General features: G+C 73.4%; 14 protein-coding genes. 9 read left to right on the top strand and 5 right to left on the bottom strand.

Annotation, left to right across the window (positions count from 1 at the left end):
• Positions 1-40 precede the first annotated feature (40 nt).
• Positions 41-1777, top strand: coding sequence for an MGH1-like glycoside hydrolase domain-containing protein (locus tag SLINC_RS07170; RefSeq protein ID WP_067428066.1), 1737 nt, complete (start codon positions 41-43; stop codon positions 1775-1777).
• Positions 1778-1793: 16 nt separating this feature from the next.
• Here SLINC_RS07170 and icmF read toward each other — a convergent pair whose 3' ends face one another.
• Complete coding sequence (icmF, locus tag SLINC_RS07165) at positions 1794-5024, bottom strand: fused isobutyryl-CoA mutase/GTPase IcmF (RefSeq protein ID WP_067428064.1); 3231 nt, start codon at positions 5022-5024, stop codon at positions 1794-1796.
• 219 nt (positions 5025-5243) lie between these two features.
• On the opposite strand from icmF, the gene SLINC_RS07160 reads away from it, so the two are divergent.
• The 8 genes from SLINC_RS07160 to SLINC_RS07125 all read left to right on the top strand — a co-directional run bounded on the left by SLINC_RS07160 (position 5244) and on the right by SLINC_RS07125 (position 17193).
• Positions 5244-6809: an ABC transporter substrate-binding protein gene (locus SLINC_RS07160; protein WP_067428062.1), complete on the top strand. Its 1566-nt coding sequence runs from the start codon at positions 5244-5246 to the stop codon at positions 6807-6809.
• Positions 6806-7786, top strand: a complete 981-nt coding sequence (locus SLINC_RS07155) for an ABC transporter permease (RefSeq protein ID WP_225988274.1) — start codon at positions 6806-6808, stop codon at positions 7784-7786. Before SLINC_RS07160 ends, SLINC_RS07155 begins: the two co-directional genes overlap by 4 nt.
• The gene (locus SLINC_RS07150; RefSeq protein WP_079164444.1) at positions 7783-10281 is read left to right on the top strand and encodes an ABC transporter ATP-binding protein/permease; all 2499 of its coding nucleotides are present in this window, start codon (positions 7783-7785) and stop codon (positions 10279-10281) included. The genes SLINC_RS07155 and SLINC_RS07150 overlap by 4 nt, the downstream gene beginning before the upstream one ends.
• 36 nt (positions 10282-10317) lie before the next feature.
• Entirely contained in the window at positions 10318-10983 is a 666-nt protein-coding gene (locus SLINC_RS07145; protein ID WP_067428060.1) for a TetR/AcrR family transcriptional regulator, read from the top strand.
• Positions 10984-11095: 112 nt separating this feature from the next.
• Positions 11096-12688, top strand: coding sequence for an MFS transporter (locus SLINC_RS07140; RefSeq protein WP_159425329.1), 1593 nt, complete (start codon positions 11096-11098; stop codon positions 12686-12688).
• A gap of 181 nt (positions 12689-12869) precedes the next feature.
• Positions 12870-13637 (top strand): class I SAM-dependent methyltransferase, encoded by a 768-nt coding sequence (locus SLINC_RS07135; RefSeq protein WP_159425328.1) that lies wholly within the window; start codon positions 12870-12872, stop codon positions 13635-13637.
• The gene (locus SLINC_RS07130; RefSeq protein WP_067428056.1) at positions 13634-15448 is read left to right on the top strand and encodes an ABC transporter ATP-binding protein; all 1815 of its coding nucleotides are present in this window, start codon (positions 13634-13636) and stop codon (positions 15446-15448) included. The genes SLINC_RS07135 and SLINC_RS07130 overlap by 4 nt, the downstream gene beginning before the upstream one ends.
• A complete protein-coding gene (locus SLINC_RS07125) occupies positions 15445-17193 on the top strand; it encodes an ABC transporter ATP-binding protein (RefSeq protein WP_067428054.1) in 1749 nt (582 codons plus the stop codon). Before SLINC_RS07130 ends, SLINC_RS07125 begins: the two co-directional genes overlap by 4 nt.
• 75 nt (positions 17194-17268) lie before the next feature.
• Here the strand turns inward: SLINC_RS07125 and SLINC_RS07120 are convergent, their stop codons facing one another.
• From SLINC_RS07120 to SLINC_RS07105, 4 genes are read right to left on the bottom strand one after another with little or no spacing between them, the layout of a single operon-like run.
• The gene (locus tag SLINC_RS07120) at positions 17269-18306 is read right to left on the bottom strand and encodes a methyltransferase (RefSeq protein ID WP_067428051.1); all 1038 of its coding nucleotides are present in this window, start codon (positions 18304-18306) and stop codon (positions 17269-17271) included.
• Between the two features lie 17 nt (positions 18307-18323).
• Positions 18324-19103, bottom strand: a complete 780-nt coding sequence (locus tag SLINC_RS07115) for a thioesterase II family protein (protein WP_067445117.1) — start codon at positions 19101-19103, stop codon at positions 18324-18326.
• Positions 19100-20209: a cytochrome P450 gene (locus SLINC_RS07110; RefSeq protein WP_067428049.1), complete on the bottom strand. Its 1110-nt coding sequence runs from the start codon at positions 20207-20209 to the stop codon at positions 19100-19102. The genes SLINC_RS07115 and SLINC_RS07110 overlap by 4 nt, the downstream gene beginning before the upstream one ends.
• Positions 20206-21303, bottom strand: a complete 1098-nt coding sequence (locus tag SLINC_RS07105; protein ID WP_067428047.1) for a Gfo/Idh/MocA family oxidoreductase — start codon at positions 21301-21303, stop codon at positions 20206-20208. The genes SLINC_RS07110 and SLINC_RS07105 overlap by 4 nt, the downstream gene beginning before the upstream one ends.
• Positions 21304-21321: the final 18 nt, after the last annotated feature.

The following is a 21321-nucleotide window of genomic DNA, read 5'->3' as shown; positions in this document are numbered from 1 at the left end:
TGTCCCTGACGATCCCTGCTCGAGAAACGAGTACCTCTTCATGACCGCCGCCCCGTCCGGCCCGGCCTTCTCCGTCCACGACATCCCGTTCAGCACACACGGCTCCTGGTTCGACATCTCACCCGTGGTGGCGGAGAAGACCTACGCCGACGACCTGCACCTCGTCTCCCACCAGAACGGCATGCACGGCGTCCTGCGCCTGATCCCCCTGGACCCGGTGACGGGCGGCCGGGCCGAGAGCGGTCTGCGGGCCGTACCGGGCCTGCTCAGCTGGACCGGTGAGGGTGGCGGACGGGTGGATCTCGCCTACGAGTCGCCGGACACCGTACGCCTGCGGGGGAGCGGCCTGGGCATGGCCGTCACCGCCGCCGCCCAGGCCCTGACCCCGTTCAGCGGCACGTACTTCTTCCACGACCCGGCCGCCGACGCGCACGTGTTCACGTCGTACGAGACCGGCCGTCGCTACCGCGTCACCGTGCTGTCCGGCACCGTCGCCGACACCGTCGGGGCCCAGGCGCTGGGCAGCGCCGACCGCGGTCTCACCCTGGCCGGACGGGGCGACGGTGACTGGGAGATCGCCATCGAGGAACTCGACACCGCCCGCCCGCGGTTCACGTCCCCGGTCACCTTCGACGAGGTCGTGGAGTCGGCGCGGCGGTCGTTCACGGAGTTCGTCGACACGGTGGCTCCCTGGCGGTCGTCCGCCACCCCGGCCGCCGAACTCGCCGCCTACGTCGTCTGGTCGGCGACCGTGCGTCCCGCGGGCCTGGTGCAGCGGCCCGGGGTGCTGATGTCCAAGCACTGGATGGACAAGGTCTGGAGCTGGGACCACTGCTTCAACGCCCTCGCCCTGGCGGCCGGTTGTCCCGACCTGGCGCTGGACCAGTTCGCCCTGCCCTTCGACCACCAGGACGACAGCGGGGCCCTGCCCGACTCGGTCACCCACTCCGAGGTCCTCTACAACTTCGTCAAACCGCCCATCCACGGCTGGACCTTCGGCCATCTCCGCCGCCGGCTGCCCACGCCCCCCGACCGGGCCCAACTGGCCGAGACCTACGACAAGCTGGCACGCTGGACGGATTTCTGGCTCACCGAGCGTCGCGCCCCCGGCGCCGAACTGGCCCACTACCAGCACGGAAACGACAGCGGCTGGGACAACGCCACCACCTTCGACCCCGAGCGGGTCGTCGCCACCGCCGACCTGTCGGCCTTCCTCGTCCTCCAGCTCCACGAACTGGCCGATCTGGCACGAGAGTTGGAGAGACCGGACGAGTCCCGCCGATGGACCGGAACGGCGGACGAGATCCAGACGGCGCTGCTCGCGCAGCTCTGGAAGGGCGACCGGTTCGTCGCCCGGGGCGTCTCCACCGGGGACACCTGGAGCAGCTCCAGCCTCCTCGACCTCATGCCCATCGTGCTGGGCGAGCACCTGCCCGTCGAGGTCGGCAGCGCCCTGGCCGATCACATCAAGGCCCACCTCACGCCGTACGGCCTCGCCACCGAGCTGACCACCTCACCGCACTACCTCGCCGACGGCTACTGGCGCGGCCCCATCTGGGCCCCCGCCACGGTCCTCGTCGAGGACGGGCTGCGCCGCGCCGGCCACCACCGGCTCGCTGACGACATCAGCGCCCGCTTCCGCGCCCTGTGCGAGGCCCACGGCTTCGCCGAGAACTTCGACGCCCTCACGGGCCGGGGCCTGCGCGACCGCGCCTACACCTGGACCGCGAGCAGCTACCTGCTCCTCGCGGAAGCCCACACACGCCGGGCCGGCTGACCCGGGGGAGCCGGGGTCAGACGTTGCGGCGGTACTGGCCGCCGACCTCGAAGAAGGCGTCGGTGATCTGCTGGAGTGAGCAGACCCGGGCGGCGTCCATGAGGACGGCGAAGACGTTGCGGCCCTCCATCGCCGCGTCCTTCAGCGCGGTCAGGGCGGCGTGGGCCTGGTCGCGGTGGCGGGACTGGCAGGTGCGCACGCGCTCCAGCTGGGACTGCTTCTCGTCCTCGGTGGCGCGGGCGAGTTCGATGGCGCCGGGTTCGGCGGTGTCGGCGTGCGGGTTGCGGAAGGTGTTGACGCCGACGAGGGGCAGCGTGCCGTCGTGCTTGCGCTGCTCGTAGAGCATCGACTCGTCCTGGATGCGGCCGCGCTGGTAGCCGGTCTCCATGGCGCCGAGCACCCCGCCGCGCTCGCTGATCCGCTCGAACTCGGTGAGGACGGCCGCCTCCACCAGGTCGGTGAGCTCGTCGATGACGAACGAGCCCTGGAGCGGGTTCTCGTTCATGGCCAGGCCCCACTCCCGGTTGATGATCAGCTGGATGGCCAGGGCCCGGCGGACGGAGTCCTCGGTGGGGGTGGTGACGGCCTCGTCGTAGGCGTTGGTGTGCAGGCTGTTGCAGTTGTCGTAGATGGCGATGAGGGCCTGGAGGGTGGTGCGGATGTCGTTGAAGTCCATCTCCTGGGCGTGCAGGGAGCGGCCGGAGGTCTGGACGTGGTACTTCAGCTTCTGGCTGCGCTCGTTGGCCCCGTACTTCTCCTTCATCGCCACGGCCCAGATCCGGCGGGCGACCCGGCCGAGGACGGAGTACTCGGGGTCCATGCCGTTGGAGAAGAAGAACGACAGGTTCGGCGCGAAGTCGTCGATGTCCATGCCGCGGGCGAGATAGGCCTCGACGTAGGTGAAGCCGTTGGCCAGGGTGAAGGCGAGCTGGCTGATGGGGTTCGCGCCCGCTTCGGCGATGTGGTAGCCGGAGATCGACACCGAGTAGAAGTTGCGGACCTTGTTCGCGATGAACCACTCCTGGATGTCGGCCATCATCCGCAGGCTGAACTCGGTGGAGAACAGGCAGGTGTTCTGGCCCTGGTCCTCCTTGAGGATGTCCGCCTGCACCGTGCCGCGCACGCTCGCCAACGCACGGGCGCGCAGCTCGGCCTCCTCCTGCGGTGACGGATCGCGGCCCTCGGCGGCGCGGAACCTCTCGCTCTGCTGGTCGATGACGGTGTTGAGGAAGAACGCCAGGATCGTCGGCGCGGGTCCGTTGATCGTCATGGAGACCGAGGTGGTCGGAGCGACCAGGTCGAAGCCGTCGTAGAGCGCCTTCATGTCGTCCAGCGTGGCCACCGACACACCGGAGGTGCCGACCTTGCCGTAGATGTCGGGGCGTTCGTCCGGGTCACGGCCGTAGAGCGTCACCGAGTCGAAGGCGGTGGACAGGCGGGTGGCCGGCTGGCCCTCGGAGAGCAGCTTGAAGCGACGGTTGGTGCGGAACGGATCGCCCTCACCGGCGAACATCCGCGCGGGGTCCTCGCCGTCGCGCTTGAAGGGGAACACCCCGGCGGTGAAGGGGAAGCGGCCCGGCAGGTTCTCCCGGCGCCAGAACCGGACCAGCTCCCCGTGGTCGGTGAAGCGGGGCAGGGCGACCCGGGGGATCTTGTTGCCCGACAGGGACTCGCGGGTCAGCGGGGTGCGGATCTCCCTGTCCCGGACCTTCACCACCTGCTCGTCGCCGGAGTAGGCGGCGACGACCGCGGGCCAGCCGCCGATCTGCGCCCTGACGTCGTGCGGGAGCTGCCTGTGGGCGCCGTCGAGCAGTGACTCGACGTTCGCGGCGTCGGAGCCGGCCTCGACGAGTTCCCCCCGGACGGCCTCCAGGCGCTGCACCCGCCGGGCCGCCTCCGCCAGCCGGTCGGTGTCGGTGTGATAGGCGCGGACGGTGTCGGTGATCTCGGCGAGATAGCGCACCCGGTCCGCCGGGACGACCTGGCGGATGCCGGAGGAGTGGCGCACGTCGACGGGCGCCAGCGCGCTCTCGGACAGCACCAGCCCCTTCCCGGCGAGGGACGACCTCAGATGCTGGTAGAGCGCGGTGACACCGTCGTCGTTGAAGGTGGCCGCAGAGGTGCCGTACACGGGCATGTCCTCCGGCCGCATGCCGAACGCCTCGCGGTTGCGGACCAGTTGACGGCCCACGTCGCGCAGGGCGTCCTTGGCGCCGCGCCGCTCGAACTTGTTGATCGCCACGACGTCGGCGAAGTCGAGCATGTCGATCTTCTCCAGCTGCGAGGCGGCGCCGAACTCCGGCGTCATCACATACAGCGAGGTGTCGACGAACGGCACGATCGCCGCGTCGCCCTGCCCGATACCCGGCGTCTCCACGATCACCAGGTCGAACCCGGCGGCCTTCACGACGTCGATCACCTCGGACAGATGCTCGGGCAACTCGCGGCTGCCACGGGTGGCCAGACTCCGGAAGAACACCCGGTCCCCGTCCAGGGAGTTCATCCGGATCCGGTCGCCGAGCAGAGCGCCGCCGCCCCTGCGGCGGGTCGGGTCGACCGCGATCACCGCGATCCGCAGCTTGTCCTGCTGGTCGACGCGGAAACGACGGACGAGCTCGTCGGTGAGGGACGACTTGCCGGAACCGCCGGTGCCGGTGATGCCCAGCACCGGCACCGGCCGGGCCGCCGCCGAGGTGCGCAGCCGCTCCAGGAACTCCGGTGCCAGCTTGCCCAGTTCGGCGCCGGTGACGGCGCGGGCGATCGCGAACCGGTCACCGGCGAGCACGGCGGCCGCATCGGCCGGCCCGGCGTCCCACAGGTCGAAGTCGCAGTCCTTCACCACCGAGTTGACCATCCCGGCGAGGCCCATCCGCTGCCCGTCCTCCGGGGAGAAGATGGTCACCCCGCTGCCGCGCAGCCGGGTGATCTCCTCGGGCACGATGACACCGCCCCCGCCGCCGACCACACGGACATGGTCCGCGCCCTGCGCGCGCAGCGACTCGACCAGGTACTCGAAGTACTCCACATGCCCGCCCTGGTACGACGACACGGCCACGCCGTGCGCGTCCTCCTCCAGCGCCGCGTCCACGACCTCCCGCACCGACCGGTTGTGTCCGAGGTGGATGACCTCGGCACCCTGGGACTGGAAGATCCGCCGCATGATGTTGATCGACGCGTCGTGCCCGTCGAACAGGGCCGATGCGGTGACCAGGCGGACGGGGTGCACAGGTCGGTGCAGGTCGCTCATGAGGAGCCTTCCCGGACAGGGCGGGTACTGCTGGCACCAGAGATACTAGGACGTCCTAGTAAATTCCTGGAAGTGATCGCCGTCACAGGTTGGCGACCGATCGCGGTCCGCGCTGGCTTATTGAAAATGATTGTCGTGCCGTCTAGGCTGGTCTACGTTGTATACCCGGGTGCCCCACCGCCCGGCGTCCGTGCATGAGCCATACGAGGGGAAGACCCAGTGATAACTCGGCGTGCCGCGCTGCGCGGTGTCGCGGGAGGGGCGGCGGCGGTCGCCGCCGGCGGGCTGCTGGCGGCCTGTGGAGGCGACGGCGAGAAGCCCGCCGGGGCCGAGGCGTCCGTCGCTCCCCGCAAGGGCGGGAAACTGCGGGCGGCGTTCATCGGGGGGAGCACGGAGTCCACCGACCCCACGCTCGCCGCGGGCGTCGGCATCGACTACGTGCGGGCCCGGGTCGTCTGGGACACCCTCGGCGAACTGGACGGCGGCAGACCGGTGTGGCGGCTGGCGGAAGCCGTCGAACCCGACTCCGACGCCACCACGTGGACCGTGCGGATCAGGAAGGGTGTGACCTTCAGCGACGGGCGTCAACTCACCGCCCGTGACGCGCTGTTCAGTCTGCGCACCCTCGTCGAGAAGCGCAGCCCGCAGAGCGGGTTCCTCGCGCACCTCGACCTCAAGAACGCCCGAGCCCGCGACGCGCGGACCCTCGAACTGCCGCTCACCATGGCCGACGGCTTCTTCGACCTGGCGCTCGCGCACTCCATGTTCGTCTTTCCCGACGGGACCAAGAATCTCGCCAAGGCCCCGGGCAGCGGACCGTACGTGCTCAAGAAGTGGCAGGCGGGACGCAGCAGCGTGCTGGTGCCACGGGAGGACTACTGGGACCGCGCAGTCGGCGGCCCCTACCTCGACGAGCTGGAGCTCGTCTCCGTCACCGACGCGGCGGCCCGGCTCGGCGGACTGAAGTCGGGTCAGTTCCACTACGCCGGCGGGCTCGCCCTCACCGCCGTACGCACCGAACGCGGCAACAGCGCGCTGCGCATCGAGACGCCGCCCAAGGACCTGTGGGTCGACCTCAACCTCCCGATGAACCTCGGGCTGAAGCCGTTCACGGACGCCCGCGTGGTGCGCGCCGTGAAGCTCGCCCTCGACCGTGAGTCCCTCGTCCGTACCGTGACGCTCGGTCAGGGCGAGATCGGCAACGACCTCGTGGGCGCACACCAGCCGTACTTCGACACGGGCATCGCGCAGACCGCGTACGACCCTGAGCGGGCGGCGGCGCTCCTCAAGGAAGCCGGACAGGACGGGCTCACGGTGAGCATCCGCACCTCGGACTACGACTACGGCACCGAGGAGAGCGCCACCGCGATGGTGCCGATGCTCGCGAAGGCCGGGATCAGGGCGACGCTCGACAAGGTCCCCGCCGCCGACTACTACAGCGACTTCAAGACGATCCTCAGCACGCCGATCCAGACCTCCGCGTACCACCCCAACCCGCTGCCGCTGATGATCCGCACCTACTACGGCTCCACGGCCGCCTACCCGCTGACCGGCAGCAAGGGGGCGCAGGCCCTCGATCCGCTGATCGCCGCCATGAACCGTGCCACGCGGGAGGACCAGCGGCGGGCGCGGGTGGCCGACGTCCAGGAGCACCTGCACGAGCACGGCGGCGACGCGCTGTTCGCGCGGGTGCCGACGGTGTCCGGCGCGGCCGCGAAGGCGCACGGCGTGAAGGCGCGCGGTTACGCCGACTATCCCAGCCTGCGGGACGCCTTCCTCGCATGAAGCAGAAGCCGATGCCCGCGTGGCCCGGCCTGGTGCGGTGGGCCCTGAGACGGACGGCGGGGGCGCTGCTCGTGCTCCTCGTCGTGACCGTCCTGGTGTTCGCCGCCACCGAGGCCGCCCCCGGCGACGCGGCCACCGCCCGGCTCGGACCCCAGGCGCCGGCCGGTGCCGTCGAGGCGCTGCGCGCACAACTGGGCCTGGACCGGCCCGCGCCGCTGCGCTACCTCGACTGGCTCGGGCACGCCGTGCGCGGCGACTTCGGCGCCAGCTACGCCAACGGGCGGCCGGTGGGCGAGCTGATCGCCGACCGGTTCGGCAACTCGCTCGTCCTGGGGCTCGCCGCCCTGGCCGTCCTGGTGCCCCTGGCCGTCGGACTCGGTCTGTGGGCCGGGCTGCGGGCCGGGCGGCGCGGCGACCGGATCGTCTCCGGCACCGCCCTGGGGCTGGCGGCGGTCCCGGAGTTCGTCACGGGCGCCCTGCTGATGGCGGTGTTCGCGGCCGGGCTCGGCTGGCTGCCCGCCGTGTCCCTGCTGGGCGCCGGACAGGGACCGCTGGACGAACCGTCCGTGCTGGTCCTGCCGGTGCTCACGCTGGTGTCCGTGTGCCTGGCGCAGAACCTGCGGCTGGTACGGGCCGGGGTCGCCGAGGCCGCCCGGTCCCCGGCGGTGGTCGCGGCACGGCTGAACGGCGTGCCCGAACTCCGGGTCGCCGTACGGTACGTGCTGCCCGCCGGGCTCGGCCCCGCCGTCCCGGTGCTCGCCCGTTCCGTCGCCTACCTCCTGGGCGGGGCGCTGGTCGCGGAGTCGCTGTTCGGCTTCCCCGGGCTCGCCGCTCTCCTCGTGGACGCCACGGCCGGCCGGGACGTCCCGGTGGTGCAGGCGGTGGCGCTGCTCGGCGCGGCCGTCGCGGTGGCCGCGAACCTCGCCGGCGATGTCGCCGTACACCTCCTCGAACCCGTACGGGGGCACACGCGATGACCCTCCTCTCCGAACGTCCGCCGGCCACCGCGGTTCCCCGGGCCGCCCGGTCACCACGGCGGCGCCGACGCGGCCGGCTCGCGCTGGCCGTCCTGATACTCGTCGGCGTGGTCGCGCTGCTGGGGCCGCTGTTCGCCCCGCACGCCGTGACGGACGCCGTGGACATTCCCTACGCGCCCGGAAGCGCCGAAGCACCCCTGGGCACCGACCGGTTGGGCTCCGACGTGGTGAGCCGGGTGCTGTCCGGCGGACGGTCCCTGCTGCTGACCTCGCTCGCGGTGACGGGCGCGGTCTGTGTCCTGGGCGCGCTGCTCGGCATGCTCGCCGCCTGGCGCAGGGGCTGGACCGACACGCTGGTCCTGCGTCTCGCCGACGTGCTGCTGGGACTGCCCGCCTTCCTGCTGCTGAGCGTGGTGGTCGTGGCCACCGGGCGCGGCACGGCGGGCGTGGCGCTCGCCTCGGGGCTCGTCCTGCTGCCCGAGAGCGTCCGCGTGGTGCGGGCGGCCACGCTGCGCATCCTCGCCCAGGACTATGTGGAGGTCGCCGTCGCCCGGGGCGAGCGCACGGTGAGTGTGCTGGGGCGCGAGGTGCTGCCCAACCTGCTGCCCGTGCTGGCCGCCGACGCCGGCGTCCGGTTCCTCGGGGCGGTGACGGTCGTCGCCACCGCCGCCTTCCTCGGATACGGTGCCCAACCGCCCGCCGCAGACTGGGGGTTGATGGTTCTGGAGAACCGCGACGGCCTCACCCTCCAGCCCCTCGCGGTCCTCGTCCCGGCCGCCCTGCTCCTCGTCCTGCTGCTCTCGGTGAACCTCCTGCTGGACGCGGCCTTCCCCGGCCCGCAGCAGCCGGCCGCCCGGCCGCGGCCGGAGCCGGTGACGACGGTGGACTCGGAGGCGCCCGGGACCCCGGGTTCCCTGCTCTCGGTGCGCGGGCTCAGCGTCGAGAGCGACGACGGGCACCGCGTGCTGGAGGACGTGGACCTCGACCTCGCACCCGGTGAACTCCTCGCCGTGGTCGGGGAGTCCGGCAGCGGCAAGACGACCCTGGCCCTGGCCGCCCTGGGGCACACCGGACCAGGGCTGCGACCGACGGGCGGTGACGTACGGCTCGACGGACACCGCCTGCTGCGGCTGGACGAGCGGCGCCTTCGGCGGGTGCGCGCCGCGATGTGCGGATACGTCGCCCAGGACCCGCGCACCGCACTGGCGCCCCACCTTCGCGTCGACGCCCAGATCGGGGAAGTGCTGCGGGCCCGCGGGGTACCGAAGGAGCGGTGGGCGGAACGGGCCGAGCGTGCGCTGCTGCTCGCGGGACTCGACCGCCCGCACGAGGTCGTCCACCGTCGGCCGCACCAGCTCTCCGGCGGCCAGCGCCAACGGGTCGCGCTGGCGGTGGCCCTGTCCGTGGAACCCCGGCTGCTGGTGCTCGACGAACCGACCAGTGCCCTCGACACCGTGACCTCCGCCGCGTTCCTCGCCGACCTGACCCGGATGCGGCGCGAGACGGGCGCGGCGGTCCTGCTCGTCTCCCACGACCTGGGCCAGGTCGCCGGCGTGGCCGACCGGGTGGCCGTCATGGACGGCGGGCGGATCGTCGAACTCGGGCCGGCCGAAGCCGTGTTGGCCGAACCGGCCAGCGAGCGGGGACGGGCGCTGGTCGCGGCCGCCCGGCCTGTCGTCCCCGCCTCGGCGGCAGACCACGAGGAGCGGACGGGCGACGATGCGCTCCTGCGCGCGTCGGAGCTCTCCCTCGTCCGCGGAGAACGCGTACTCGACGGTGTGTCGTTCGCCCTCGATCCGGGGGACTGCCTGTCCGTGGTCGGTCCTTCCGGCTGCGGCAAGACGACCCTGCTGCGCTGTCTCGCCGGTCTCGACGCCCCTACGAACGGCGGGATACGGCTGCACGGCGAGGCGCTCGCCCGACACGTGCGCGACCGCGATCCCGGACAGCGTCGCCGGGTGCAGCTCGTCCCCCAGGATCCGTACGCCTCGCTCAACCCCCGCCACACCGTGGCCGCGATCGTCGGCCGCCCGCTCGCCTTCCGCCCCGACATACCGGCAGAGCGGCAACCGGCCGAAGTGGAACGCCTGTTGGCGCAGGTGGGACTGGACCCGGAGCTGGGCGGACGCCTGCCGGGGGCGCTGTCGGGCGGTCAGCGGCAGCGGGTGGCCCTGGCGCGCGCACTGGCCGCGGACCCCGAGGTACTGCTCTGCGACGAGGTGACCAGCGCGCTGGATCCGTCGGTGGCGACCGCGGTCACCGAACTGATCGCCCGCCTGCGCACGGAGCTGGGACTCGCCGTCGTCATGGTGACGCACGACCTGTCGGTCGCCGCCCGGCTCGGCGGCCGGGTGGCGGTACTGCACGACGGCCGCATCCGCGAGACGGGACCGGCGTCCCGGGTGCTGAGCAGGCCCGAACACGACATCACCCGAGCACTGGTGGCGGCGCTGCCGCACCCGGCGCGGGCCGCCGGAGAGGACGGGACAAGGTGACAGGGGAACCTTCGGAACACCCCCTAGGGTGGCGGTATGCCGAGCACGACGACCGACAGCGACGGAACGTCCCCCGGGACCGGGAAGCGACGCGTCCCGCTGAACCGGGCGGCCGTCGTGGCCGCCGGCCGGCGGGTGGCCCGCGACGAGGGGCTGTCCGCGGTCACCCTGCGCCGGATCGCGGCGGAACTCGGCGTGACGGCGATGGCGTTGTACCGCCACGTGGGCGACAAACGCGAGCTGCTGGTCGCGATGCTGGACGACGTGGCCGAGCAGCTGGAGCTCCCGGACGGCCACGGATCGCCCTCGGATCGGCTGGTCCTCGCCTTCCGCGCGCTGCACGACCATCTGACGACCGAGCCGTGGGTGACCGAAGTCCTCAAGGCCGGCGAACTGTTCGGGCCACGCGCCTCGCGGTTCGTCGAGCATGTGCTCGCCCTGCTGGAGGAGGCCGGGCTCACCGACGAGCAGGCGGCCGACGCCTACTGGGCGCTGTGGTGGTACACCTTCGGCCACCTGTCGTACCTGCCCGCGCTGCGCCCCGAGGGCCTCCCCGCCCGGCATGAACTCATGACCCGAGTCCGCATGAACGACCATCCCCGGCTGGCCCGGATGCTGTCCCGGCCGCCGCGCCAGGCGGCCGCCCGGGACGCGTTCGTGCCCGGCCTCCAGGCCCTCCTCAGGGGCCTGCTGGCCGACTGAGCCGGAGTCCGAACGGATCCACACGGATCACACGCGGTGGGTCGCTGCCGTCTGCCCGCATGTATACGCCGTATACCCACGTCTGTCACCCATGTCTGCGAGGGGTTCGCCCATGACCCAGGACGTACGCCAGGAACCGTCGCCCGAGACCGGCCCGGCGCCCGGCAGCGGCTGGCTGCTCGCCACCACGTCACTGGCCGCCGTGCTGATGACGCTCGACATCACCGTCGTCAACGTCGCCCTGCCCGAGATAGCCGCCGACCTCGACGCCGGACTGACCGGCCTCCAGTGGGTGGTGAACGCCTACACGCTGGTCTTCGCCGCCCTCCTGCTGCCCGCCGGGTCCTTGTCCGACCGCAACGGTCGGCGCCGCCTGTTCCTGACCGGTGTCGGGATCTTCACCGCCGCGTCGGCGGGCTGCGGCCTCGCACCCGGCGTCGGCACGCTGATCGCCTGCCGCGCCCTCCAGGGCCTGGGCGGGGCGATGGTGATGTCCACCGCGCTGGCCCTGATAGCCGGGGCGTACGAGGGCCGGCGCCGCCAGTCGGCCATCGGGATGTTCTCCGCGGCGGGCGGTGTCGCGGCGGCTCTCGGCCCGCTGGTCGGCGGCGCCGTCGTGGAAGGCCTGGACTGGCGCTGGATCTTCTACCTCAACCTGCCGGTCGGCGTCCTCATCGTCGTCGGTACCCTGCTGCGCGTACCCCCGGACCGCGCCGGTGAACTGCCGCGACCCCAGGGCCGGTTCGATGTCGGCGGGCTGCTGTTCGCCGCCGGGGGTCTGCTCGGCCTCAACTACGGTCTGGTGACCGGCCCCGAGGACGGCTGGACCTCGGCGTCCGCCCTGCTGCCGCTCGTGGGCGGGGTGCTGCTCGTCGCGGGGTTCGTGGCGTGGGAGGTGCGACGCCGGGACGCGGCGATGTTCGACGTACGGCTGCTGCGGGTGCCGTCGTTCACCGGCGCGATCGTGCTCAGCTTCGTCTGCCGGGTCGTCAGCTTCGGCGTCCTGCCGTACCTGATCCTGTGGCTGTCGGGGATGCTCGGCCACAGCCCCCTGGGAACAGGGCTGCGGCTGCTGGCGATGACCGCCTTCATCATGCTGGTGGCCCCGTTCAGCGGGCTGTTCCTCAAGGTGATGCCGACGCGCGGTGTCATGGCGCTCGGCACGGGCATCACCGCGGTCGGGCTGCTCACCATGGCGCGGGTCGGCCCCGACGACTCCTGGCTGGTGATGCTGCCCGGCCTGGTGCTCCTCGGCATCGGAGGGGCGATCGCCTTCCCGCCGCTGATGGGCATCGCCGTCGGGGTCGTGCCCGCGGAACGGGCCGGGATGGCGTCCGGGATGACCAACACCTTCTTCCCGCTCGGCACGGCGGCCGGAGTGGCCGCCTTCGGCGCGGTGTTCAGCACCCGCATCGACAGCGACCTGGACGACACACGACTCGCCGCGCTGCACGTCCCCGAAGGGATGCGCCAGCAGGTCCGCGACGCCGTGGCCGCCGGGCAGTTCGGGCAACTCGAACGCGCGCTGCCCGCCACCGCGCGCGAACCGGTCCTGGACGCGGCCCGCTCCGCACTCACCGGCGGCCTCGCGACGATCTGCCTGGCGGCGGCCGCGATCAGCCTGCTCGCCGCCCTCGCCTCCTGGACCCTCATCCGCGACCGGGACCAGCTGACCGCGAAGGAGCCGGCCGATGTCCCTGCCTGAGACGACGAGCGAGTCGGGTACGACCGGCGGGCCGGCCACGACGAAGGAGCCTGGTACGGCGAGTGGGCCGGTTACGTCCGGCGGGCTTGGCGTGTCCGGCGGGGCTGGTCCGGCGAGTGGGGGCGGTGCGTCCGGCGGGCCTGGTGCGTCCAGCGGGGCTGGTGTGGCCGAGCCGGCCACGATGAGCAGGCCTGGCCTGGTCGGCGACCCTGCCACGGCCGGCGACCTCTACGGCGCCGCCGCCGAGTTCTACGACCTGCTGGCCGCCCCCGCCTGGGCGCGCCTCGGCCCGCTGCTGCGCCGCGCCCTGGAGGGCGTCGACCCGGCCCACGGGCCGCTGCTGGACGTGGGCGCGGGCACCGGCCTGGCCACCGAGGCCGCCGCCGAAGCCGTACCCGGTGTGCGGGTGCTGGCGGTGGAGCCGTCCGCCGGGATGCGCATCGCGCTGGCCACCCGGCTCGCCGGCCGCCCCGCACTCGCCGACCGCGTGACCGTCACCGCGGGCACCCTCCACGACGTACACCTGCCGAGGCGGCTGTGCGCGGCCGTCGTCCTCGGCGTCGTCGGCCACCTCGACCCCGCCGAACGCGCCGCGCTGTGGCGGCTGTTGAGCGAGCGCTTGGCCCCCGGAGCCCCGGCCGTCGTCGACGTCCTCGACCGCACGGCGCCCCCGACCGGGGCCCCGCTGCGGCTGGCGACCCGCCGTGTCGGCGACCTGGACTACGAGTCGTGGAGCGAGGGCGCCGACGACGGCTGGACCCTCACCTACCGCGTACGCGACGGCGAGAGGGTCGTCCGCGAACACGCCGTGCCGCTGCCCTGGTCCGGTGTCGGCATCGCGACGGTGGCCGAGGAAGCCGCGGCCGCCGGACTCGTGTGCACCCCGCTAGCCCCCGACTTCGCTGTCCTGCGTACCACCACCCCTGTGACCCGAGAGGAAACCTCATGACCGGCGCGGCCCTCGCGGACCCGCGAGAGGGCACCCCCGACAGCCCCTCCGACGTCCTTGTCCCACCCGAGGCCCCCGCCGTGAAGGCGCCGGGGCTCGGCGATCTCCTCGCCCCCGTACGGGGGCGGCTCACAGCCGCGGTGGCGGCCCAGGCGTTCGCCGCGGTCTGCTCGATGATCCCGTTCATCGCCGTGGCCGAACTGGCCCGCGCCCTGCTCGCGTCCGGCGGCCCGGACGAGGGCCGTGCCTGGGCCGCCGCCTGGACCGCGGTGGCCGCCCTGGTAGCCCGGCTCGTGCTGTACGCGACGGCCGGCGTCCTCACCCACCACGCCGACGCCGACCTCCAGCTCGGGCTGCGCCGCCGTATCGCCCGGCACCTGGGGCGGCTGCCGCTGGGCTGGTTCACCGAGAACAGCTCGGGCGAGGTGAAGAAGGCGGCGGGCGACAACATCTCCACGCTGCACCACCTGGTCGCGCACACAGCGCTGGAGGTCACCGCCGCGATCGTGGCACCGCTGACCGCACTGGTCTACCTGCTGACCGTGGACTGGCGGCTCACCCTCGTCGCGCTGCTCCCGCTCCTGCTCGGCGGCTACTTCTTCAAGCAGGCCATGTCCGGGGGCGAGGAGGTGACGGCACGGTTCTTCGGTGCGATGGGCGGCGTCAACGCGGCCGTCGTCGAACTCGTCCACGGCATCACGGTGATCAAGGCGTACGGACGCACCTCCCGCGCCCATCGCGCCTACGACGCCGCCGCCGACAGCTTCACCGTCTTCTTCCGCGACTGGATCATGAGTACGACACGGGCCAGCACGTCGGCCGCGCTCGCCCTCTCCGGACCGGCCGCCCTGCTCGTCGCCACCGCCACCGGCACCCTGTTCGTCACGCAGGGCTGGGCCGACGCGCTCGACCTCGTGCCGTTCGTGCTGCTGGGACCGGCCCTGACCGGCTCGGTCATGGGGCTCGCCCAGTCCGGGCACGCCGTCCAGGGCGGCCTCCAGAGCGCCCGGGAGATCCACGCCCTGTTGGCCGCCCCCGCCCTGCCCGAGGCATCCGAGCCGACACCGCCGGGCCCGGAAGGCCGGGTCGAACTGGCCGGGGTCGGCTTCAGCTACGACGGCGCCACGGACGTCCTCAGTGGCATCGACCTGACCCTGCGCCCCGGCACCGTCACCGCCCTGGTCGGCGCCTCCGGGTCGGGCAAGTCCACCCTCGCCCGGCTCGTGCCCCGCTTCTGGGACACCACCGCCGGCACGGTACGGATCGGCGGCACGGACGTCCGGGACATCGCCCCGGCCGACCTGTACCGCCAGGTGTCGTTCGTCTTCCAGGAACCCCACCTGCTGCGCACCAGCGTCCGTGACAACATCCGGCTCGGCAGTCCCGAGGCCGACGACACGGCCGTGGAACGGGCCGCGCGCGCCGCGCACATCCACGAGCGGATCACCGCCCTGCCGCGCGGCTACGACTCGGTGGTCGGCGAGGACGCGATGCTCTCCGGCGGCGAGGCCCAACGCCTCTCCGTGGCCCGGGCGTTGCTCGCCGACGCGCCCGTCCTCGTCCTCGACGAGGCGACCTCCTTCGCCGACCCGGAGTCCGAGGCCGCCGTCCAGCGGGCCCTGTCCACCCTCGTGGCGGGCCGCACCCTGCTGGTCATCGCCCACCGGCTCGCGACCGTGCGGGACGCCGACCACATCGTCGTCCTCGACGGCGGACGCATCGCCGAACAGGGCACCCACACCGAACTGCTGGCCCTGGACGGCCACTACGCACGCATGTGGGCCCTCCAGCAGAAGGGAACCGCGCGATGAACGCGCTGCTGACACGCGTACTCGGACGGGAACAGACGGAGGGCCTGCACCGCGTCCTCCTCTGGGCGGCCCTCGCCGCGGCCCTCCAGGGGGTGGCGTACGCGCTCCTGGTGCCGCTGCTGACCCGGCTCCTCGGCGACGACCCGGATGCGGCCTGGCCGTGGGTCGCCGCCCTCGCCGCGGCCACCGTCGCCTACGGGGCCGTCGCCTTCACCGCGGCCGTGCGGGGCAACCGCTTCAGCGCCGATCTCGGGCGCACGCTGCACCACCGCATCGGCGACCATGTGGTCGCGCTGCCGCTCGGCTGGTTCGACGGCGAACGCACCGGCGCGCTGGGGCAGTTGGCGGGCCAGGGCGTGGTCCAGGTGATGAACGCGGCGGCCAACCTGCTGCGCCCCCTGTGCATCGCCTTCGTCACGCCCGCCGTCGTCGTGCTGGCCACGTTCGCCTTCGACTGGCGGCTCGCCCTGGCCATGCTGGTGGCGGCGCCGGTCGCGGCCGTCGCGTACCGCTGGTCCGGACGGCTGATGTCCCGCGTCGACCGGCAGTCCCATGCCGCGGCCGCCGAGACCGCGGACCGGCTGGTGGAGTTCGCCCGTCACCAGCCCGCGCTGCGCGCCTTCGGGCGGACCGCCGAGGACCACGAGCTCCTGGACGCCGCCCTGCGCGAGCAGCACGCGAAGGCGCGCGCCGCCGTACGCGTCGGCGTACCCGGCATCGCGGGCTTCGCGCTCGCCGTGCAGCTCTGCTTCACCTGCGTCCTGCTGCTCGGCACGGTCCTCGCGCTCGGCGGATCGGTCGGCGCGGGGGAGCTGATCGCGGTGCTGGTCCTCGCCGTCCGCTTCGTCGAACCCATGGGCGCGGCCGCCGAGTTGGGCGGCTCGCTGCGGATGGCCCGGGGCACCCTGGAGCGCCTGGACGAGGTCCTCGCCGCCGATCCGCTGCCCCAGCCCGCGACCACGGCTCCGCTCCCGGAGACGTACGGCATCGAACTCGACGGCGTCTCCTTCGGCTACGGCGACGGACGCACCGTGCTGGACGGGCTCGACCTGCGCGTCCCGGCCGGGCACACCGTGGCGCTGGTCGGCCCCTCCGGCTCCGGCAAGACCACGGTGACCCGCCTGATCGCCCGCTTCTGGGACGCCACCGGGGGCACGGTCCGCGTCGGCGGCGCGGACGTCCGCGACCTGACGACGGATCAGCTGATGTCACGGCTCGCCATGGTCTTCCAGGACGTGTACCTCTTCGCGGGCACGATCGAGGGGAACATCCGCGCGGGACGCGAGGACGCCACCGACGAGGAGGTGCGCGAGGCCGGGCGGATCGCCCGCGTCGACGAGATCACCGAGCGGCTGCCGGACGGCTGGGCCGCCCGCGTCGGCGAGGGCGGCGCGGCCCTGTCCGGCGGCGAGCGGCAGCGCGTCTCCCTCGCCCGGGCCCTGCTCAAGCGGGCCCCGGTCGTCCTGCTCGACGAGGCGACCTCGGCGCTCGACGCCGAGAACGAGGCCGCCATCCAGCAGGCGCTGGACGTGCTCACCGCGGACCGCACGGTCCTCGTCGTGGCCCACCGCCTCGACACCGTCCGGGGCGCCGACCTGATCGCGTTCCTGGAGGACGGGCGGGTCGTGGAGCGGGGGACGCATGAGGAACTGCTCGCGCTCGGCGGCCGGTACGCGGCGTTCTGGGGCGAGCGGGAACAGGCGAGCGGGTGGCGGCTGGCGGCGCGCTCCCAGACACGCGGGTGAAATACGGCGACGGGCGGCACGGTTCCCCACCGTGCCGCCCGTCGCCGTATGCCCGTAAGTCCGAGTCCCCGTCCGTCACCCGGCGGGCGCGCAGCTCACCAGATGGATGCCGGTCCCGGTGACACGCCGTCCGGTGACCCGCAGCCCGGCGCGGGACACCAGGTCGTCCAGCTGCCGGGGGGTGCGTTCCCGGCCGCCGAAGAGCACCAGGAGTCGGAGGTCCATCGCGGCGGCGACATCGGCGCGGCGGCCGTCGGTGACCAGGTTCTCGACGACGAGGATCTCCCCGCCGCCCTTGCCGCCGTCGGCCGCCGCCTCGGCGCAGCGGCGCAGGATGTGCAGGGCTTCGTCGTCGCTCCAGTCGTGCAGCACCCAGGTGAGCAGATACAGGTCGGCCCCGGCCGGCAGCGGGTCGAAGAAGCTGCCGGGGTGCACGGAGGCGCGCTCCCCGAGCCCGGCGGCGGCCAGCGTGCGGCCCGCCTTCTCGGCGGCCTCCGGCAGGTCGAGCAGCGTGCCGCGCAGCCCGGGACGCGCGGTCAGCAGCCGGGTGAGCAGGGACCCGGAGCCGCCGCCGACGTCGACCACGTGCCCGCGCTCGGGCCAGGCGTGGGCCGCGACGACCTCCGGTGCCGCGAACCTGGTGTGCGCGGCCATCAAATCCGCGTAGGAACGGGCGAGCCGGGGGCTCTCCAGCGTGTCCTCCCACAGAGACCTGCCGTGCACCAGAGGGTAGGCGGGCTCCCCGGTCCGGACGGTGTCCAGCAGGCGCCCGAACGCCTGGTCCATACGGCCGCCCATGCCGTCCACGTCGAACCAGGCCCGCAGGCCGAACGCCCCGCCGTCCTTGAGGAGTTCGGCCGCCGGGGTCAAGGCGTAGACGTCCTCCTCCGGCTCGGCGAAGACACCGCGGCCGGTCAGGACGCGCAGCATGCGGCGCAGCGCGTCCGGGTCGGCGTCCGCGGCCCGGGCGAGGTCGGGCAGCGCGGTGTGGCCCGCGGCGATGTGGTCGGCCAGACGCAGGGTCGCCGCGACTCTGATCGCCCAGGGGGTGACGAGGTCGGCGAGCGCGGTCAGGTCGACGCGCGCGGGGGCGGCTTGGGGAAGGGTGGTCATGTCTCTCCACTCGACGGTCAGGGAAGAACGGGATGGATGGCGGGCGCCGGCGCACCGCACGCCGCGAGGACGGCCGCGACGACCCGCTCCGCCTGCGCGACCAGGTAGAAGTGCCCGCCGGGCAGCACGAGAGGGGTGAACGCGCCGACGGTCGCGGTGCGCCACACGGCCACCTCCGCCTCGGTCGCCTCCTCGTCGCGGTCCCCGGTGACGGCGGTGAGCGGACAGCGCAGCCGGGCGGCGGTGTCCGGGCGGTAGGTCTCGATCAGGCGGTAGTCGGCCCGTACGGCGGGCAGCAGCAGGGCCCGTACCTCGGGGTCGTCGAGCAGGTCGGCGTGGGTGCCGCCGAGGCGGCTCAGCTCGGCGGCCAGGCCGTCGTCGTCCCGCAGGTGGACGGTCCCCGGGCGCTGACGGGCCGGGCCCGGGCGGCCGGAGACGACGACATGCCGGAGACGGTGGCCCGAGCCCTCCAGCCTGAGAGCCGTCTCCCAGGCGACCGAGGCGCCCATGCTGTGCCCGAACAGCACCAGATCACGGCTCGCCCGGTCGGCGCGCAGCGCCTCGGTGACGGCACCGGCGAGTGCGTCCATCGCCACGGCCGGGGGCTCGCCGACCCGGTCCTGCCGGCCCGGGTACTGCACGGCCACGAGCTCCACGTCGGGCGGCAGCAGCCTGGCCCACGGGGTGTAGAACGCGGCGGCCCCGCCCGCGTGCGGAAAGCACACGAGCGAGGTCCGCGCCGCGGGGCGGGGCAGCGGGCGGCGCAGCCAGGAGGAGATGGAGGAAACGGTGGTCACGGAGAAGACACCCCACACAGGACGGGAAGCGCGGCGGGACCGCGGCTCATGAAGTCGCCGGCACGGCGGAATCGGAAACCCGGCGCGAGCCGCAGCCGGGGGTGACGCTCGATGAGGACCTCGGCGGCCACGCGCAGTTGCAGCCGGGTGAACGAGGCGCCGAGGCAGGCGTGCGGCCCCTTGCCGAAGGCGAGATGGGCGCGCAGCCCCGGCCGGTCCGGCCGGAACGTGTCGGCGTCCTCGCCCCAGCGTTCCGGGTCGCGGTTGGCGGAGGCGACGACGGCGATGACGCGTTGCCCGGCCCGTACGGCCGTGCCGGCCACGGCGGTGTCGCGGGTGGCGGTGCGCATCTGCCACAGGGCGGGCGGGTCGAGGCGCAGGGACTCCTCGATCGCCTCCGGCAGGCCGTCGGACCGCCAGTGGTCCTCGGCCACCAGCCGCAGCACCAGATTCCCCAGCGCATGGCGGAGGTTGGGCACTCCGGCCACGATCAGGAAGTGCAGGAAGGTCACGGCCTCGGTGCGGTCCAGGCGGGCCAGTACGCCGCCCAGGGCCGGCCCGTCGGCGGCCCGCAGCGCCCAGCGTTCGAACGCGGGCCAGTCGGAGTGCGCCCGGTGGCCCAGCAGGTCGGTGAAGGCGGCGGCCCAGCGGTCGTAGTCGGGGGCGTCGGCATCGGCCACTTGGCAGAAGGCGGCCAGGACCGCACGCGGCAGCGGCGCGGTGAACGCGGGCACGAGGTCCGAGCCGTTCCCCACCCGGTCGGCCAGTGTCTCGGCGCGTTCCCTTACGACCGGTTCCAGCTCCGCCAGGACGGTCCGGGCGAAGGCGGGGGAGAGCAGGCGGCGCAGCCGCGTGTGCGCGGGGGGATCCACCTGCGACAGGGCCAGCTCCCGTTCGTCGCCCTGCACGGAGGTGTTGTTGCGGCGGCTGGACCACACCTCCGGGTCCGCCAGCACCGCCCGCACGTCCTCGTCCCGGACCACGACGTGCCAGCCGGGCATCGGCGAGGAGACCGGCCGGTCGCGGCGCAGCGCGGCCAGCCGCGGATACGGATCGTCGGTGTGCGTGAGATCGAGCGGATTGAAGGACGCCACCGCGCTGGTCACAGGCCCTCCCGCTCGCGCACCGCAGCGACCAGGTCGGGCGCCGTGACCGGCTCGGGCGCGGGCCGCCGTACGAGATCCGGGTAGCCGAGCCGGGCCGTGAGGTCCTGCCAGACGGAGCTGAGCGTGAGGTGGTACTGGCCCGCGCGCATCGGATCCTCGCCCGCTGCGGCCGCGTCCGCCATGGCCCGCAGCGCGCGCCGCACGCCCTCCGGCCACACCTCGGCGTACACCTCCCGGTGCGTGGGCGCCTCGGCGGGCCCGACCGGCTGGACGCTCGGCAGGTGCACCAGACGGTGGGCCTCGGCGTCGAAGTCCAGCTCGCCGTCGTCCCCGCGCGGAGCGGGCAGCGCCGGGCTCCACAGCACCGGTCCGTGCGTCCCGGCCAGGATGAGCGTGCCGCCGGTGAATCCGATCGTGGCCCGGTGCAGGAGGTGGGTGTGGTTGTCGGGGTCCTCGGGGTCGAGCTGGTTGAGCACGCGCAGGGTGAGAGGGACTCCGGCAAGCCGCCCCTCCAGGGTCCTGAACGGTCCGCCGCCGGACCCCGGATCGCCGAGCTGCCAGGGGCGCAGCCCGCCCAGCGCCTGGCCGAGGATGTCGATCAGGTCGTACGACACGTGGACGGCGCACGCGCCCTCCGCGTACAGCACCTCCTGCCGCTCCGCCAGATGACGGGCCGCGGCGAGGAAGCGGCGCACCGGGGCCAGATGCGGATAGAACGTGTTGAGCCGGTACTGCACACCGTGTTGCCGCGCGGCGCGCAGACAGGCCGCCAGCTCCACCTGGTGGATGGGATGCTCGTGCAGCACGTGCACACCGCGCGCCATCAGCCGCCGGGCGAGGGCCGCGCCCTCTCCGCCGCCGACGCCGTTGGGCACCACCACGCAGGCCACATCGGCGAGTTCGGGCACGTCGTCGGGGTCGGTGAGGAGGGGGACGCCGTAGCGTTCGGCACAGGCCTTGGAGCGGGGGCTGCCCCGGCCGAGAACCCCCGTCAGCCGGAACGGGAAATCGGCCTCCGACTCCCCGAAGGCACTCCGGAAGGCACTGAGGTACACCCGGCCGAAACCGGTACCGCAGACGACGACCCGGGTCACGGGACTATCGGGACCAAC

Source organism: Streptomyces lincolnensis (assembly GCF_001685355.1).
Classification (GTDB): Bacteria; Actinomycetota; Actinomycetes; order Streptomycetales; family Streptomycetaceae; genus Streptomyces; species Streptomyces lincolnensis.
This window is presented reverse-complemented; position numbering and strand designations above follow the sequence as displayed.